Origin of the sequence: Pseudomonas sp. OF001 (genome assembly GCF_904426495.1) — a bacterium.
GTDB lineage: Bacteria > Pseudomonadota > Gammaproteobacteria > Pseudomonadales > Pseudomonadaceae > Geopseudomonas.
Genome location: NZ_CAJGBM010000012.1, coordinates 266,342 through 282,332, shown reverse-complemented (window position 1 = coordinate 282,332; position 15,991 = coordinate 266,342). Strand labels below are relative to the sequence as shown.

18 protein-coding genes are annotated in these 15,991 nt (G+C 63.4%); all 18 read left to right on the top strand.

The features are described 5' to 3' along the window. Positions 1-8 precede the first annotated feature (8 nt). The 18 genes from RA210_RS09630 to RA210_RS09545 all read left to right on the top strand — a co-directional run bounded on the left by RA210_RS09630 (position 9) and on the right by RA210_RS09545 (position 15,714). Entirely contained in the window at positions 9-344 is a 336-nt protein-coding gene (locus RA210_RS09630) for a hypothetical protein (protein WP_201486283.1), read from the top strand. 93 nt (positions 345-437) lie between these two features. Beyond that, positions 438-1,745, top strand: coding sequence for an ATP-dependent DNA helicase (locus tag RA210_RS09625; RefSeq protein WP_201486282.1), 1,308 nt, complete (start codon positions 438-440; stop codon positions 1,743-1,745). A gap of 316 nt (positions 1,746-2,061) precedes the next feature. Beyond that, complete coding sequence (locus tag RA210_RS09620) at positions 2,062-2,307, top strand: hypothetical protein (protein WP_201486281.1); 246 nt, start codon at positions 2,062-2,064, stop codon at positions 2,305-2,307. A gap of 10 nt (positions 2,308-2,317) precedes the next feature. Continuing rightward, the gene (locus tag RA210_RS09615) at positions 2,318-5,143 is read left to right on the top strand and encodes a hypothetical protein (protein ID WP_201486280.1); all 2,826 of its coding nucleotides are present in this window, start codon (positions 2,318-2,320) and stop codon (positions 5,141-5,143) included. A 4-nt stretch (positions 5,144-5,147) separates the two neighbouring features. Next, entirely contained in the window at positions 5,148-5,375 is a 228-nt protein-coding gene (locus RA210_RS09610) for a DUF2116 family Zn-ribbon domain-containing protein (RefSeq protein ID WP_201486279.1), read from the top strand. Beyond that, positions 5,365-7,011, top strand: coding sequence for an SNF2-related protein (locus tag RA210_RS09605; RefSeq protein ID WP_201486278.1), 1,647 nt, complete (start codon positions 5,365-5,367; stop codon positions 7,009-7,011). Before RA210_RS09610 ends, RA210_RS09605 begins: the two co-directional genes overlap by 11 nt. Before the next feature lie 120 nt (positions 7,012-7,131). Continuing rightward, the gene (locus RA210_RS09600) at positions 7,132-7,884 is read left to right on the top strand and encodes a hypothetical protein (protein ID WP_201486277.1); all 753 of its coding nucleotides are present in this window, start codon (positions 7,132-7,134) and stop codon (positions 7,882-7,884) included. A 74-nt stretch (positions 7,885-7,958) separates the two neighbouring features. Beyond that, complete coding sequence (locus RA210_RS09595) at positions 7,959-8,402, top strand: tellurite resistance TerB family protein (RefSeq protein WP_201486276.1); 444 nt, start codon at positions 7,959-7,961, stop codon at positions 8,400-8,402. After that, a complete protein-coding gene (locus RA210_RS09590; protein WP_236574692.1) occupies positions 8,399-8,611 on the top strand; it encodes a hypothetical protein in 213 nt (70 codons plus the stop codon). The genes RA210_RS09595 and RA210_RS09590 overlap by 4 nt, the downstream gene beginning before the upstream one ends. Before the next feature lie 305 nt (positions 8,612-8,916). Continuing rightward, a complete protein-coding gene (locus RA210_RS09585; RefSeq protein ID WP_201486275.1) occupies positions 8,917-9,102 on the top strand; it encodes a hypothetical protein in 186 nt (61 codons plus the stop codon). Further along, on the top strand, positions 9,099-9,989 hold the full coding sequence (locus RA210_RS09580) for a thymidylate synthase (RefSeq protein WP_201486274.1): 891 nt from the start codon (positions 9,099-9,101) through the stop codon (positions 9,987-9,989). Before RA210_RS09585 ends, RA210_RS09580 begins: the two co-directional genes overlap by 4 nt. Beyond that, positions 9,986-10,165, top strand: coding sequence for a ClpX C4-type zinc finger protein (locus RA210_RS22195; protein WP_201486273.1), 180 nt, complete (start codon positions 9,986-9,988; stop codon positions 10,163-10,165). The genes RA210_RS09580 and RA210_RS22195 overlap by 4 nt, the downstream gene beginning before the upstream one ends. A 10-nt stretch (positions 10,166-10,175) precedes the next feature. After that, on the top strand, positions 10,176-13,823 hold the full coding sequence (locus RA210_RS09570; protein WP_201486272.1) for a DNA polymerase: 3,648 nt from the start codon (positions 10,176-10,178) through the stop codon (positions 13,821-13,823). After that, on the top strand, positions 13,820-14,065 hold the full coding sequence (locus RA210_RS09565) for a Gp49 family protein (RefSeq protein WP_201486271.1): 246 nt from the start codon (positions 13,820-13,822) through the stop codon (positions 14,063-14,065). The genes RA210_RS09570 and RA210_RS09565 overlap by 4 nt, the downstream gene beginning before the upstream one ends. After that, complete coding sequence (locus RA210_RS09560; RefSeq protein ID WP_201486270.1) at positions 14,059-14,265, top strand: hypothetical protein; 207 nt, start codon at positions 14,059-14,061, stop codon at positions 14,263-14,265. Before RA210_RS09565 ends, RA210_RS09560 begins: the two co-directional genes overlap by 7 nt. Continuing rightward, entirely contained in the window at positions 14,265-14,969 is a 705-nt protein-coding gene (locus RA210_RS09555; RefSeq protein WP_201486269.1) for a 3'-5' exonuclease, read from the top strand. Before RA210_RS09560 ends, RA210_RS09555 begins: the two co-directional genes overlap by 1 nt. Further along, positions 14,966-15,178, top strand: coding sequence for a hypothetical protein (locus RA210_RS09550; RefSeq protein ID WP_201486268.1), 213 nt, complete (start codon positions 14,966-14,968; stop codon positions 15,176-15,178). Before RA210_RS09555 ends, RA210_RS09550 begins: the two co-directional genes overlap by 4 nt. Beyond that, entirely contained in the window at positions 15,175-15,714 is a 540-nt protein-coding gene (locus RA210_RS09545; RefSeq protein ID WP_201486267.1) for a deoxynucleotide monophosphate kinase family protein, read from the top strand. Before RA210_RS09550 ends, RA210_RS09545 begins: the two co-directional genes overlap by 4 nt. The last annotated feature ends 277 nt before the right edge of the window (positions 15,715-15,991 follow it).

Sequence of the window (15,991 nt, the reverse complement as noted above, 5' to 3'; positions counted from 1 at the left end):
AGGCCACCGTGCTCGACATCGACGACAAGGTTTACCGGTACACGATGGACTTCAGCGTCCAGGCCGGCATCGAAACCGACCCGCCGGCCTTGCGAGAAGGCATCCGCCGGCACATGGCCTCTGCCCGCACTGTCGTCACCACCGAAACTCTCGAAAGAATCGGGCATGTACACCTGTCCGTGATGATCAACACCGCTGCCAGGTTCGGGCTGTCCCTGGGCGAGGTGATGATGGAGGCTATCCGCAATGGAAGCCAACCGGTAGCATCTCTCTGTGCCGCCGTCTCCTCCCGCAAGAACGGCGCCCGCCGCAAACAGCAAAAACCCGACCTGCGTCTCGTCTGACCGGCCTGCGTTGACTATCAGGCCGGTCGGCCTTAGCATCGCAACCCACATTTATATAAACCAATAACATCACACGCCACAGAAGGGCATTCCATGAAACTCAATAGCGATCAGCAGTTCGCCGTCGACTCTGTAGTTGACGGCTTCCTCGAGAAGAACCTCCCCGGACTCACCATCCTCGGCGAGGGTGGAACGGGCAAGACCACCAGCGTCATGGCTGCCGTGCAGCGTCTGCTCGACGCCGGCCTGAAGGTGCTGATGACGGCGCCGACCAACAAGGCGGTCAAGCAGCTCGAGAAGTCGGCCCGATCCTTCGGCCTGAGCATGAACGACGTGGCCTTCCAGACCCTGCACAGTGCGCTGGGCCTGGCCATGCTGCCCAACGAGGAGAACAAGATCGCGGTCAAGTCCGGCAAGGGCGTCCTGATGCTGTTCGACGTCATCGTGGTCGACGAGGCCTCGATGCTCAGCCAGCGCGCCCTGTTCGACCACCTGCTCCCGCAGTCCGAGGAGCACGAGGTCAAGATCCTGTTCATGGGCGACGACATGCAGCTGCCGCCGGTGAAGGAACAGAAGTCCCGCGCCTTCGAGGTGTTCGACAAGGTCCGCCTGACCAAGGTCGAACGCCAGGCCGGCGACAGCGGCATCCTCACCCTCAACGCCCCGCTCCGCGAAGCCATCAGGAACGGCACCCGATTCATGGCGCCCGACGAGTACGGACAGGGCGTAGAGGTGGTGCTCGCCGCCAACTTCCTGAAGTACGTCGTCAGCCAGTTTGACGCTGACACCGACCTGGACCAGCAGCGTGTACTGGCCTGGCGCAACAGCCGGGTGGACGAGATCAACAATGCCATCCGCCGCAAGATTTTCGGGAAGGACGCAGCCCGGTTCGAGGTCGGCGAGCGTGTCGTGACGGGTGGGCCGATCCGCAGTGGTGACGTCGCACTGCTCAGCACCGACGAGGAGTGCATCGTCAAGCAGGTCAGCGAGGGCACCGTCGAGGACGAGGAGACTGGCGAGCTGTACAAGACCCACATGCTGGTCTTGAACCCGATCCACGCCGAGATCAGGCAGGTGATCACCCACGTCATCCACGACCAGGAGCTTGACCGCTACTGGGGCCGCCTCAACGAACTTGCCGGCCTGGCCAAGAAGTTCCCGGCCGAGGCCCGCGGCTACTGGGCCATGTACCACCGCTTCAAGGACCTGTTCTCCAACATCCGCTACTGCTACTGCCTGACCGTACACCGTAGTCAGGGGAGCACCTACCGCCGTGCGTTCGTCGACCTCAACGACATCCTGGCCAACAACATCCGCACCGAGCGGCAGAGCCTGATTTACGTGGCCTTCAGCCGCCCCAGCGAGGAGCTGGTGATCAACAAGCGGAGGTTCGTGGCGTGAGGACACTCGCTGAGATCGTGGAGGACGTCCAGGGCGGCGGCACCCCAGACGAGGAGGAGCTGCGCTACGCAGTGTCCGTCCTGGGCTCCCTTGTCCACGCAGGGGGCTCCGCCCTCCTGCGGGTGGCGGAGCTCAATCCTACTGATCCAGTCCAGGAGTTCTCCGACCACGTAGCCCGTATCGGAGCCGCCTGGAGATCCCAGCCGAAGCAATGGCTCGGCTGGGACAGCGACCCTGCCAACCCCGAATACCAAGAACGCCGCCGCGCCGCGACAGAACACGCCAGGCGCACGCTGCACTGAAAGGAGAACGAAGAATGTCCGCCGTCGAAATTGTGGAAGGCACCGCGCCGGCCCCTCATAACCGGATCGACTACGCCGAGATTGTGGACGTCTTTAACAAGACCTACGTCGGCGGAAAGTTCCGCATCCCCAAGGTCTACAACGTAACCCTGTTCCGCAACAACCTGCTGCGCCGAGGCCTGACCGCTGACGACATTTCCGTCTATCAGCGAGGGGACCACTGCTACATCCAGAGGCTGTCCGACGCCGTGATGAACTGAGGAGGAAGCCATGTACCACTTCCTGCAGTTCAACCCGAACAAGAAGGAGGCATGGAAGCTCTATGCAGAGTCCCAGCTGCACGAGCTGCCCCAGGCGCCGGCGTTCATCACCGTCCTGTCCGTCGACAAGGACCCGGAGGACGTGGCCGAGCAAGGGGAAGACCCGCTCGAACACGTCAAGTACTTCGGGCCGATGTACTTCGACTTCGACGGCACTGACCTCGACGAGGTACTCGACGATGTCAGGTCGACGCTGGATCGCCTGACCAAGCACCTGGAGATCCCGAAAACATTCATCCACTGCTGGCTGTCCGGCCAGAAGGGCGTGCACATCACCGTGCCGCCGCAGGTGTTCGGCATCAAGACGCCGACCAAGCTCCTGCCGTGGATCTGGCAGGGTGTTGCAGAGAACTTCGAGGCGGCCACCCTTGACCGCAGCGTCTACTCCTGCGGCCGAGGCCGCATGTGGCGCTGCGAGGGTGTTGCCCGCCCGAACACCGGCACGTTCAAGGTCGGTGTGACCTTCGACGAGCTGATGGAGATGGACTCGGACCTGTACGCCACCTTGGTGGCCGACCCGCGCCCTCCCCTGTCACAGCAGGCCCCTGCCAAGAGCCTGGTTTTCCCGAAGGCCGAGTCGGCAATGAAGGTCGCCAGGCAGAACGCATCGAAAAAGCTCCGGGCTATGAAAAGCGCCGCCACCATCCCGGCGGAGAAACTGCGCGCTCTTGAGGAAACTCCTGGCTGCATCGAGATCCTGATCAACGAAGGCGACTGCGCCGAGTCGAACTGGAACCAGGCAGCCATGCAGCTCGCCTCGTTCATCGCCGCTCGTTACAACCGCGACGAGTCGGCCGAGTACGAGAGCGAGCTGGTCACCCCGTTCGTGGTCAACGTCGACAGCAGTAGTCGGCCGACCGAGAAGGAGCGCCGCAAGCACGTCCACGACCAGCTAAACCGCGCCTTCGGCGGCCGGATGAAGTTCGCTCCCGGCGCACTGATCGCAACGATCGGCAAGCCGTGCGGCAACTGCATCATCTGCCGCGGTGACGTAGCCGACAAGCCGGTCGAGGACTCTGTAGCTGTCGAAGGGCTACCGATCGTGGTCCGGGCCAACAACTACTTCCAGGAGACTGATAACGGAGCAAGGCAGCTCAGTTCCGGCTACATCGACCCGCAGTCGATCGTCTACATCCTGGAGAAGGAGGAGGACTACCTCCGCCTCGGCCAAGAGGAAGCCATGCTCTGCACGGTCGTCACGCCGACCGGCAGCCACACCAACATCCGCGTCCCGAATGACGTCTGGCAGTCCACCAAGGGCATGCAGTCCCTGATGAACGGCTACGGCGGCAGCTTCCGTGGCAGCGACAAGGACCTGCAGGTGCTCAAGGAGTACATGACGGCCCTTGTCCTGAAAAAAGGAGTCAACAAAGTGATCCGTACCGAACAGTGCGGGCTGATGTTCTACCGGGAGCAGTCTGGGGCAGTCTCCCCGCACTACGTCGAGTACCGAGGCTCCTACGCCAGGTACGGCGTGGAGAGTCCGTTCAAGTACTTCGGCGACCCCAGCATCTCCACCAACCTGATCGCCGGCGACTACCCGGACGAAGGGGACACCGAGGTCGAGGAAGCCATCTACCACCTGTGCCGGATCAACGAGCCGCACTGGGCAGGAGCCATGGTCGGCTGGATGGTGGCCTGCCACTTCCGGGAGCACCTGCACCAAGAGTTCACCCAGTTCCCGCTGCTCAACATCAGCGGCAACGCCGGTTCCGGCAAGTCGTCCACAGCGTTCCTGCTCTGCAACCTCAACGGGATCGACTACACCACGGCCGACTTTATGAACGTCGAGGTGGCCACCATTTACCCGCTGATCAAGTTCATCAGCAGCTCTACCACGGTCCCGCGCCTGATCGAGGAAGTGAACCCGTCGATCATGTCGAACCAGGTGGCTCAGAAGGTGCTGGGCATCTTCAAGGCGGCCTGGAACCGCTCGCCGGTGCCTCGTGGCCACATCGCCAGCGGCAAGGGTGTGGCCGTCAGCCAGGACCGAGTCAGCAGCCCGGTGGTGTACACCAGCGAGCAGACCTCGATCGTCCCTTCCCTGCGCAACCGTACCGTCGAGGTGAAGCTCAGCTCGAAGGCGCTGATCAACAGCAGCATGAAGGACCACTTCAGGGCTGCCTACGAACGCCGGCCGGCGCTGCAGCGGTTGGCCAAGTCACTGGTGACCACTGCCCTGTCGACCAGCCCCAAGGACGTAGCAGCCGGCGTGCGAGCCTTGGCCGCAGAGGTTCCAGAGGCCATCGGTGAGCGCCCTCGCTACAGCTTCCAGGTCGTCCTGTACGGCCTGGAAATGCTGGCCAAGACGCTGGACGACAGCGGTCTCAAAGGCGCCGACGACGTGGCCATGATCTCCAAGGCGCTGAAGGAGTTCCTGCAGGACCACTCGGTCGACATGGAGCGCGAGAAGTCGATCTCCGAGGTGGACCGGGTACTCGCCAGCATGGATGAGATGGCCGGCGAAGACTCCGACCGCTCCGACTGCCTGCGCCCCGGCGACCACTACTGGAGGGCCGGCAAGTTCCTGTCGATCGTCCTCCAGAGCTGCATGCCGCGTTACTGCCGGTATGCCCGCAACATCGGCGACACCCCGGTCATTCGGGATGCCCGCCAGATGGCCAGCCTACTCCAGGGGGAGGTGTACTTCGACCGCAAGGAAGTGCACCCGCACCGCCCCGGCGTCGACGTGTTCGTCCTCGACCTGAGCAAGATGGCCAAGAAATCTTTCGCACTCACCAACTTCCAAGACGGCACGGAACCGGCCGAGGTTTAAGAAAATGCTCCAGCAAAACGCAGATGTACTCGACAACGCCACCGAGAACGAACTGAAAGCAACCGAGGCCGCCATCCAGGCGACCCTGGCCAAGTCCCAGCGAGCCCTGCCGGCGGTTGGCAGCTGTCACAACTGCTTCGAGCCGGTCGGTGCCGGCGAACGGTTCTGCGACGAGTTCTGCCGTGACGACTACGACCACCGCGCCCAGCGGAGACAGGCGAATGCACGCTAACCTGAGCGACCTGATGCTGGCCAATGGGGTTGTCAACTACCCAGCCTGGTTCCAGCAGATCGGCCTGCCGAACTGGCCGATGCCTCACCAGGCCGGAACGCTGAAGACCTACGCCAGGAAGATGCGCTACCTGGATGCCAGCGACCCCGGAACCGGAAAGACCTTCCCGGCGCAGACCCACGCCGTCCTGATGGCGGCGCTGGGCAACAAGGTCGTGTTCACCATGCCTCCGAAGCTGATCGGCCAGTTCCAGCAGGAGCTGCTCGATTTCTTCATAGGCATCGAGCACCACCTGAAGATCGACAACCTGGACGTGCCGGCGGCCAAGAAGGTCAAGATGATGGCCCAGTGGGACGCCGAGGGCTGGCCGGACATCTTGATCCTGTCCTACGACGTGTACCGGATGCTCAACGACAACTCGCCGATGAAGAAGGTAGGCGAGAACCTGTGGTTCAGGCAGGACGGATCGCCGTACTTCAAGGCCAAGGGCGAACCCTACGACCCGAAGGCACAGCCGTTCACCAAGGACGGCAGACCGATCAACCGCCGCGGCAACGCGACCAACAAGCACCGGTTCCGCTTGAAGAAGGCCGGCTACAACGTGCTGTTCTTCGACGAGGCCCATGCCCTGTGTGGCACCGAGTCGATCCTGTCGCAGTCCGTGGCCAACATGAGCAGCGAGCTGGGTGACGACGTGGCCATCTACCTGATGACAGGCACGCCGATCCCGACGCACCTGCACGACGTCTACGGCATCATCCGGCTGACCAACCCGGAGGCGTACTCCAACAAGGCAGCGTTCTACCGGCAGCATTGCCTGACCAGCCAGTTCACGATCAACAACGGCAAGAAAGAGGTCAAGGTCACCCAGATCACCGGGTACAAGAACGTCGAGAAGGTCCACAAGGCGTTGTACCAGAACGCTGTCCGGGTGCAGAAGCGCGACGTGCTGACCCTGCCTGACCCAGTGGTGTCGCAGGTGCGGGTGCGGCTGGCCGGCGCCCACCTGTCGCTCTACAAGAAGATCATCAACGACCGCTTCGCTGTGCTCGGCGACAGGGTTCTGGCCCCGGACAACCAGAGCGCGCTGCGCCACCTGGCCCTGCAGCTCATCAGCTGCCCGGACGAGTTCGACGACACCGGCAAGATCGGGCAGGACAACGAGCTGTCGGCCGCTGCCGACGCCATCATGGACTCGATCAACCCGGCGAACCACAAGGTGATCATCTTCGCCTACTACAAACGCACCATCGACTTCCTGGCCAAGCGGTACGCCCACTGGCAGCCGGCGGTCGTCTACGGCGAGTCGTCGTCGGGCCGCGGAGAGGTAGAGCGGTTCAAGAACGACCCGACCTGCCGGGTGGCGATCATCAACTGGAAGTCCGGCGGCGCCGGGCTCAACCTGCAGGTCGCCAGCCACATCATGTTCTACGAGTGCCCGACGTCGCCGGGGGACGCCAAGCAGGCGATTGCCCGCGCTGACCGCAAGGGCCAGCAGAACATCGTGAACGTCTACTTCATGCGAGTCCTGGGCACTCTGCTCGACCGCAACTTCAAGAACCTGCTCAAGAACGAGCAAGAGAACAACCTGGTGATTCGTGACCGGAAAGACCTTCTGCACGAGTACCTGCGTTGAGCTTGACACGGGCCTTTCTGACCCGTATAAAAGCAACCCTAAACCCACATTTATGGGTTTAGCGATATCCACACTGATAATGATGCTGTTCCCTAACTGATACCCAAGAGGAAAATCACCATGGCACTGGCCAAACCGCAAGTCGTTGAAACCGCCGCCGACACCATCACCGCCGAAGGTGTTGCCGAGACTCAAACCGCCCAGGTCGATGTAGTCGTCGATGAACCCGCCGCCGATCAGGCCGTTGCAGTAGCCAAGCAGGCTTCCGCTCCGACCGTCACCGAGCAGCGCACCAACGCGATGGCACAGTTCTCCCAGGAGCAGGCAGCCGCCGGCTTCGAGGGCCTGGACCTGACCGGCATGTCTTTCGACCGTGTCAAGCTGCACGAAGGCACCTTCAAGCTGGGCAGCGAAGACGCCGACATCGGCAACAGCTTCGACTGCGTGATCCACAGCACCCGCCGCCTGTTCGTGGTTCGTCAGTCCGACGACCAGGATGCCAAGGCCTACTACAGCTACGACTCCAAGGGCGACACCCTGACCGACGGCTCCTCCGCCGCCGAGATCAAGCAGGAGTGGCTGGAGGACGGCTACGGCACCGCTGACAGCCCGCTCGACATCAAGGAATACCTGGAGGCCATGGCCGTCCTGGTCAACCGCGAGGACGAGTTCGAGGGCCAGATGGTCATGCTGAGCATCCCGCCGGCGTCCAAGGCCAAGCTGTCCGGCGCTGCCGCCCAGGCGTTCACCAAGATGAACAAGGCCCTGCTGAGCGACGTGGTCACCCGCTGCATCGTCGGCAAGCAGCTCGGCGAAGGCACCAAGAAGTTCCGTCCGTGGGTCTTCCAGGTGACCGGCCGCTACGAAGGCTGATCAACAGTCGCGGCACCAGGCCGCCCTCCGGGGCGGCCTTTCTAACACCCACATTTACAGAAGGTAACATTTACATGTTTGGTTTTGGCAAGAAGCTGTTCGGCGCCAAGCGCGAGATCAAGAAGCTGGAAAACCGCGACCTGATGCAGGCGATCGTGGGCGGCTGCCTGCTGGTGGCAGCTGCCAACGGCGAAATCTCCCGCGACGAAGCGTCCCAGATCGACAAGCAGATCCGTGCGAACAAGAACCTCGAGCACTTCGGCGCCGAGATCACCAAGACCGTCTCGCTGTACACCGAGCAGCTGGAGGCCGGCTTCCGCCTTGGCCGCATGAACATCCTGCGCGAGATCAAAGAGATCGCCAACAGCCCGCTCGACGCGGACGAGGTGTTCACCAACATGCTGGTCGTGGCCGAGAGCGACGGCGACGTCTACGAAGCGGAGCTGAAGGTTCTCGTCGAAGTGGCCAACATTCTCGGCCTGCGCGTGAAGGACTACGGCATCGAGATCCCGGCGTGAAGCAGCTCAAGAAATCCGAGATGACCGCCCTCGCCTTGCTGGCAGTGGTCGCCGTCATCTGGCTCGCCATCGCGTCCCTCAACTGGCTGCAGTGCGGCTGGTACGGCCACCAGACCAAGCGCGACACCCGCTACGCGGCGTTCGTCGGCTGCATGGTCAAGATCGACGACCACTGGGTACCTCGCAACGAACTTCGGACGGCGCAGTAGTCGTCCGGGCGTGTGGCACGCTGCGCCAGAGAACGCTGCTCCTTACCTCCGGAGATCCACAGCGTAAGCGACCAGCCGGGAGAGGATCGTGGCCTGCATAGCTGGTAGCCCCGCCAGTGGCGACAGAGGGGCAACCAAGCCGGCCGAAAGGCCGGCTTTCTTCTACCTGGAGGTGACCGATGCGATTCCACTGCCGGTGCCGAAAGTGCGACGCCCGCCGGGCGCTGCCCAGGCACCTCGATGAGTACCACCGAAAGCCCCACTGCAGGGTGTGCGGGTCTACCGACCTACGCCCTGACAAGTGGATGAACGAGCGCAACACCAAGGCCATGACCTGCACTTGCGACGGGCACGGACCTGGCTACCACCATCCGCACCGGCGCGGCAGCGTCTGGTGCTACTACCAGCCGAGCGGCGAATGGAAGACCGACGAGCAGTTCGCCGCTGAACAGGCACTACTTCGAGAAGATCAGCAGGAGGAAGTTGCATGAAACAGTACCTCGACCTTGTCCGCCACATCCGCGACAACGGCTACGACTCCACTGACCGCACCGGCACCGGCACCCGATCGGTGTTCGGCTACCAGATGCGCTTCAACCTGGCCGGCGGCTTCCCGCTGGTGACCAGCAAGTACACCTGGTTCAAGGGCGTGGTGCACGAACTGCTGTGGATTCTCCGCGGCGAGACCAACATCAATGCCTTGACCGACGCCGGCGTGCACATCTGGGACGAGTGGGCCGACAGCCGAGGCAACCTTGGACCGGTCTACGGTGCGCAGTGGCGGGCCTTCCGCTTCGCCTACGAGAACCTCGACAGCGAGTCGGACCAAGAGTGGACGGTAGGTGAAGTCGACCAGCTGCAACAGCTGATCGAAGGCCTGCGCGACAACCCGTTCAGCCGCCGGCACATCATCAGCGCCTGGGCGCCGGGTGAGCTGCCTAACGAGCGGTACAGCCCGCAGGAGAATGTCCTGGTCGGCCGCATGGCTCTGGCCCCGTGCCACTGCCTGGTGCAGTTCAACGTCCAGCAGAACCCCCTCACCGGCAAGAAGCGCCTCAACTGCCAGCTCTACCAGCGCAGCGCCGACGTGTTCCTGGGCGTGCCCTTCAACATCGCCAGCTACGCCCTGCTGACTCTGATGCTGGCCAACCACCTGAGCTACGAGCCCGGCGAATTCGTCTGGACCGGCGGCGACTGCCACCTGTACGCCAACCACGCTGAGCAGGTCGACGAGCTGCTGAAGCGAGCCCCCCTGCCCCTGCCGGAGGTCGGCCTCAATTACCCGCCGTCTGTCCAGCTGTGGGCCGTGAAGCCGGAGATGATCGAGCTGATCGGGTACCAGCACCGCGGCAAGATCCAAGCTCCGGTAGCGGTATGAGTGAGACTCGCTACTGCAGCTTCTGCGCCGGCGCGCACCCCGGAGAGGTCGAGTATCTCGTCACCAGCTTCGGGGCCTACATCTGCGACCAGTGCGTGGACCAGGCAGCGGCAATCATCGCTGAAAAGCGCGCCGAACACCCACAAATACAGCAATCAACAAACCCGTCTGAGTAAGGACAAGAACATGGACAACACCAGCTACGCGATCCTCGACTTCAAGGCAGTCGTCAAGCACACCTACTACGGTGCGACCTGCCCTGAGCCGCTGTTCTGCGAGCAGACCGGCCGAAAGTTCCCCCGCTGGCAGACCGCAGCGCAGAGCTTCATCACCCGCTACATCGAGCCGATCCTGGCCAACACCACCGCCCGCAACCTGATCGTCGCCCACGACATGGGCATGGACTACCGCAAGACGCTGTTCCCGGGCTACAAGGCCAGCCGTGACGCCAATGCCGCCGAGCGCAGTCCAGTAGAGATCGAGCAGGTCGACAAGCTGTACTCCTGGGCCAAGCGGTTCCTGGCCAACCTGGGCGCCACTCAGATCGGCGTGCAGGGCGTCGAAGCGGACGACGTGATCGCCTGGCTCTGCGAGCGGCTCACCTACCCGAAGGACGTCTACACCGTCGACCAGGACCTGCTGCAACTCTGCAACGACACCACCGTCGTCTACCTGAAGAACGAGGCGCACTTCGGCGAGGGCGAGTACAAGGGCATCCCATACCACCTGACCAGCATCGCCAAGTCGATCCTCGGCGACAGTTCGGACGAGTACCCCGGCGTCAAGGGCATCGGCCCGGCCAAGTTCCAAGAGCTGCTGGAAAAGTACGGCGCTGACGGTATCGAGCAGCTCCGCAGCGTGGTCGACACCGGCAACACCGCCGTTCTGGACGACGCCATCGAGCAGACTGGCGACAAGACGCTGATCAAGATCCGCGCCGCCTTCGGCGAGTGGCGCACCATGTGGCGCCTGGCCAGCCTCCACCCCGAGCTGTGCTGGAAGCCACGAGCCAAGAAGCTGGTGCAGCCGGTCATCCACAAACGCATCCCCGAGCCGCAGAAGCTGTTCGACCTGCTCAAGGAAGTCGGAGCCGACGACCTGTGGGACAGCCAGTTCTCCGGCATGGTGCCGACCAAGCTGGCGATCACCGCGGAGAACTGGGGCGAGATGCGCCAGGCCATCCTTGCCGAGATCGCCGCCGGTGACATCTGCGCGTTCGACTACGAGTCGAGCAATAAGGACCCTGTGCCCGGGTTTGCCAAAGCATCGACGCAGGGCGAGGACTTCGTCGACGTCCTGTCGCAGGAGCTGGCCGGCGCCTCGTTCTGCTTCGGCAAGCACCTGGAGAACGTGATCTACATCCCGGTGGACCACAAGGACGCTGCCAACGTCGACAAGGCTGTGGTGGCCGAGGTCCTCGAGTTCGCGGCCCGCAAGACCCGCCTGGTGGCTCACAACGCCTTCTTCGAGGGCGTTGTCACTCAGACCAACCTCGACATCGAGCTGCGCAACGTGCACGACACTCGCATGATGCAGCGCTACTACAACGAGAACGTCGAAGCTGGCCTGAAGTTCATGTCCAAGCTGTACCTGGACTACGACCAGGCCACCTACGAGGAGACCCTCGGCGACAAGGCCAACATGTCGGAGCTGACCCTCGAGGAGGTCTTCGACTACGGCGCCGATGACGGCCTGGTCACCGGCCACCTGCACGATCTGATGAAGCTCCTCCTGCAGCTCGATCAGCAGTGGGAGTTCTACCAGCGCTGGGCGGTTGACCCGACCGTGGTCCTGCAGCACAGCTACATCAAGGGCGTGGACATCAACTGGGCGCTGCAGAAGCGCACCCACGAGCGGGACCTGCGCCTGGTCGAGGAAGGTATGGCTGAGCTGCGCCAGATCCTCGAGGCCAACGTCACCGGCCACATCACCGAGGGGTGCAAGTCCTTCATCGAGGCCGAGCAGGAGTTCGTCCTCAAGAGTACCCGGCGCAAGCTGGAGAAGGACGGTCTCAGCAAGGCCGACGCCGGCGAGAAGGCCCGCGAGAAGCTGTACGAGTGGAAGACGAAGCAGGAGCGTGCTTGCCAGTACCAGCCGTACCGCGAGGAGCTGGTCATGCCGGCGTTCGCCCTCACCGAGAAGCAGCTCAACACCGCGACCGCCCCACTGGGCCTGCAGCCGGTCACCGGCGTCACCGCCCGTGCCCTGGGCGAGTACCTTGGCCAGCAGGGGATGCTCGGCTTCGAGCCGCCCCGCGATAAGACCCCGGAGCAGATCGAGTTCCTGACCGCCCTGGCCAACGCAGTAGAGCGCGGCGCCCTCAAGGTCCGCCAGCTCGAGACCAAGGCCGAGGAGGAAGGCGACAAGTTCGTCCACCAGGCAGAAGTTGCCCGCAAGGCTTTCGACGAGCTGGGTGCCGTGGTGCAGCGCGCCGCGGGTGTGCAGCCCAAACTGCTGACCTTCGGCGACGAGCTCAACGTCGGCAGTCCGGTCCAGATGCAGCAGCTCCTGTACTGCAAGATCGGCGTACCGGTTCGCCTGCGGGGCAAGAACGTCGGCAAGGGGCGCATCCAGCTCGGCATCAAGGACGCCGGCCCGTCGACCGACGAGACCGCGGTGATGACCGCCATCGCCAACGACATCGAGAAGGGCTCCTGGCAGCACCAAGCGCTCAACGCCTTGCTCAAGGTCAAGTCGGCGACCACCCGTATCAGCCTGTACCACGACAAGTACCCCCTGTGGCGCCACAAGGACGGCAAGATCCACCCGTCGTTCACCGACGCAGGTACTGACACTCGCCGCCCGACCGGCTCCGCTCCGAACGTGCTGCAGGTGTCGAAGAAGGACAAGGTGATGCGCTCGATGTTCGTCCCGCCGCACCCGGACTGGGTCTGCGTGGCCATCGACTACAACGGCCAGGAGCTGCGCCTGCTCGCTTGCGAGTCCCACGACCCGGTGATGATCGACGCCTACGACCCGCAGGATGAGAAGGACCTGCACTCGGTTACCGGCTCCGGCATCGCCAAGATGAAGGCCACCACGGCAGACAGCGCAGAGGCCCGCGCAGGGTTGCAGGAGCTGTCGGAGTTCCGCGCCTTCAACGAGATCCGCAACGACGAAACCCACCAGCTGACCAAGCTGGCCAACGCCATCCGCAAGAACGCCAAGGGCGTCAACTTCGGCCTGGCCTACGGTGCCGGCGGTTCGACCCTGTCCCGCAACCTGATCGTGCCGATCGCGGAAGCCCAGGAGCTGCTGGACGGTGCCATGGCGCTCTATGCCCGCATCCCGCAGTGGCAGCAGGAGACCGCCCAGTTCATGGAGAAGAACGGCTACACGCTGACTGCCTTCGGCACCAAGCGCCACGCCACCGAGGACATCTTCTCCAAGGACCACGGCAAGGTCAGCCGCCAGCACCGCCAGGGCACCAACGCCACCATCCAGGGCACCGCCGCAGAGATGCTGCGCATAGTCCTGACCGGCATCGTCGAGCGTGACCTGCTGCACAGCCTGCGCATGGTGTTCTTCGCGCCGATCTACGACGAAACCGTGGCCTTCGTGCACCGGGACGACGTGGTCGAGTACTGCCGCAACATGCACGAAATCATGCAGGGCGCCACCCCGCCACAGCACGCCGTTCTGCAGCAGCCGGAGATCAGCATCGGCCCTGACTGGGGGCGTGTGCACGAGCTGGGCCGCTGGGCCGAGAACACCCCCGAAACCATCAACGCAATGGTCGAGCGCTGCATCGAGGAGGGCCGCGAAATGTGGGCTACCGACATGCAAGTCCCGTTCGACGAACTGTTCCCGCAACTCTTGGAAGAAGCAGCATGAGCCTGACCCCTGACTACATCGAGTCGATCATCACCGGCGAGGAGTACTACGTGCTCGCCGGAAGCACCCACACCATCTGCCACCTGACCGTGCACGGCAACGTCACGGTTACCGGCAGCAGCGACTGCATCGACCCGGCCGACTTCGACGCCGAGAAGGGCCGGGTCGCCGCCCGCCGCCGCGCCGTGGACAAGCTCTGGGAGCTGGAAGGCTACCGCGCCAAGGTAGGTGCAAAATGCTGAAAGCTATCGGCCGCTACACGCTAATCGTGCTGGCAGCCTTCTGGCTGCTGGCCACCTCCATCCACGCCGCGGTGATGATCTACGGCTCGTTCACCAACGATTACCACAGCGTGTTCACGGTCGACGGCCAGAGCTGCCTCGTCGTAATCAAGGGCGGCGAGTCTGCAGCCGCCTGCGTACCCCCGCGGGAGGCCAACTGATGCTGATCTTCGCCCACGACTACGAGACTACCGGCGTCAACCCCAACAAGTGCGGGGTCGTCCAGGCGGCCCTGTGCTTCGTCAACCTGTTCGAGGACGGCGGCTACCAGATCCTTGAGCGCGACGTGCAGCTGCTCAACCCCGGCGAGCCGATTCCGGACGGCGCCTCCAACGTGCACGGCATCTACGACGAGCACGTGGCCAACGCCCCGATCTGGGACGAGTACCTGGCCGAGCAGTTCAAGGTCGTCAACGAGTCGGCCATCTGCGCCGTGGCTGGCTACAACTCCAACAGCTTCGACAACAAGATTGCAGCGCGCTGCGGGCTGCAGGTCGGCCCCACCCTGGACCTGATCATCGCCACCCGCCGCATGAAGAACGCCGGCCACCTGCCCAGCGCCAAGCTGGGCGAGGCCTACTTCACCGTCACCGGCCGGGCCGCCGAGGGCGCCCATGACGCAATGGTCGACGTCACCATGACCCTGGACCTGATCAAGCCGTGCATGGCCTTCGCCGACGTCGAGACGGTCGACGAGTTCATGGCGTGGCTGGAGAAGCCTGCCGGCCGCACCTCAGACCTGATGCCATACGGCAAGCACAAGGGCGTGAAGCTGTGCAACCTGCCCAAGTCCTATGCCCGCTGGGCGCTGGAGAACATGAACCTGGAGGCCGACCTGAAGATGGGCCTGGAGATGGTCGTATGAGCAAGTACGCTGAGTTCGACGCCAAGCTGCTTGGGCTGATCAGTGCTGGAAAGCAGACGTTCACCGAGCTGCAGGTGTGCACAGCTGTTGAGGCCGCTCCGCTCGCCGGCGGCGGTGAGCCCTTCCGGGTCGTAGACCGCCGCCTGCAGGCGCTCCGCAAGGCCGGCAAGATCCGTTACGCCAAAGGGAAATGGGAGGTGGCGCAGTGAGCAAGAAACTGATCGGCCTGGTTGGCCGCGCCCGTGTCGGCAAGGACACCTCTGCGACGTACCTGGCCGACAAGTACCGCCTACTGCCATACGCCTTCGCCCTTCCGGTGAAGGAAATGCTGGAGCCTGTCTTCGGCGACCTGTTCTACAGCGGCGACCGTGAGCAGCCCATCGAGTGGCTGGGCAAGAGCCCCAGGCAGCTGATGCAGACCCTCGGAACCGACTGGGGTCGAGACCTTATCCACCCGGACCTGTGGGTACTACTGGCTCACCAGCAGTGGAAGAAGTTCCCGGGTAGCGCCGGCATGGTTGCCACCGACGTCCGGTTCAGCAACGAAGCGGAGTGGGTCCTGCGCGAAGGCGGAACCCTGATCGAAATTGTCCGTCCCGGCGCTGAGCTGGTGAACAGCCACAGCAGCGAACAGGCTGACCTGTCCCACCTGTGCGACTACCGCATCGAGAACACCGGGACCATCGAGCAACTGCACGAGAACCTCGACAGGGTTGTGACCCTGATCAACGGAGCAACCTACTGATGATCCAGAAACTCCTCAACCTGTTCCGCCGCGAGAAACCGGCTCCGGAACCCGCCATCGTCAGGCCGACCCAGAGTAAGCCTGCCAGTGTGAAGGTGCGCGTTCCTCCGGCGATGAACACTCCGGTCCAACCTGCCAAGGCCGCCTCCCGTAGCAGCGCGCCGGCCAGGTCCACGAGCCGCAGCGAGCAGGAGTACCAGACTCCTGACCTGTCGCTCTACTCGAGTTCGGAACCGTCCCGCAGCTACAGCTGCAGTGGTTCCAGCTACTCCAGCAG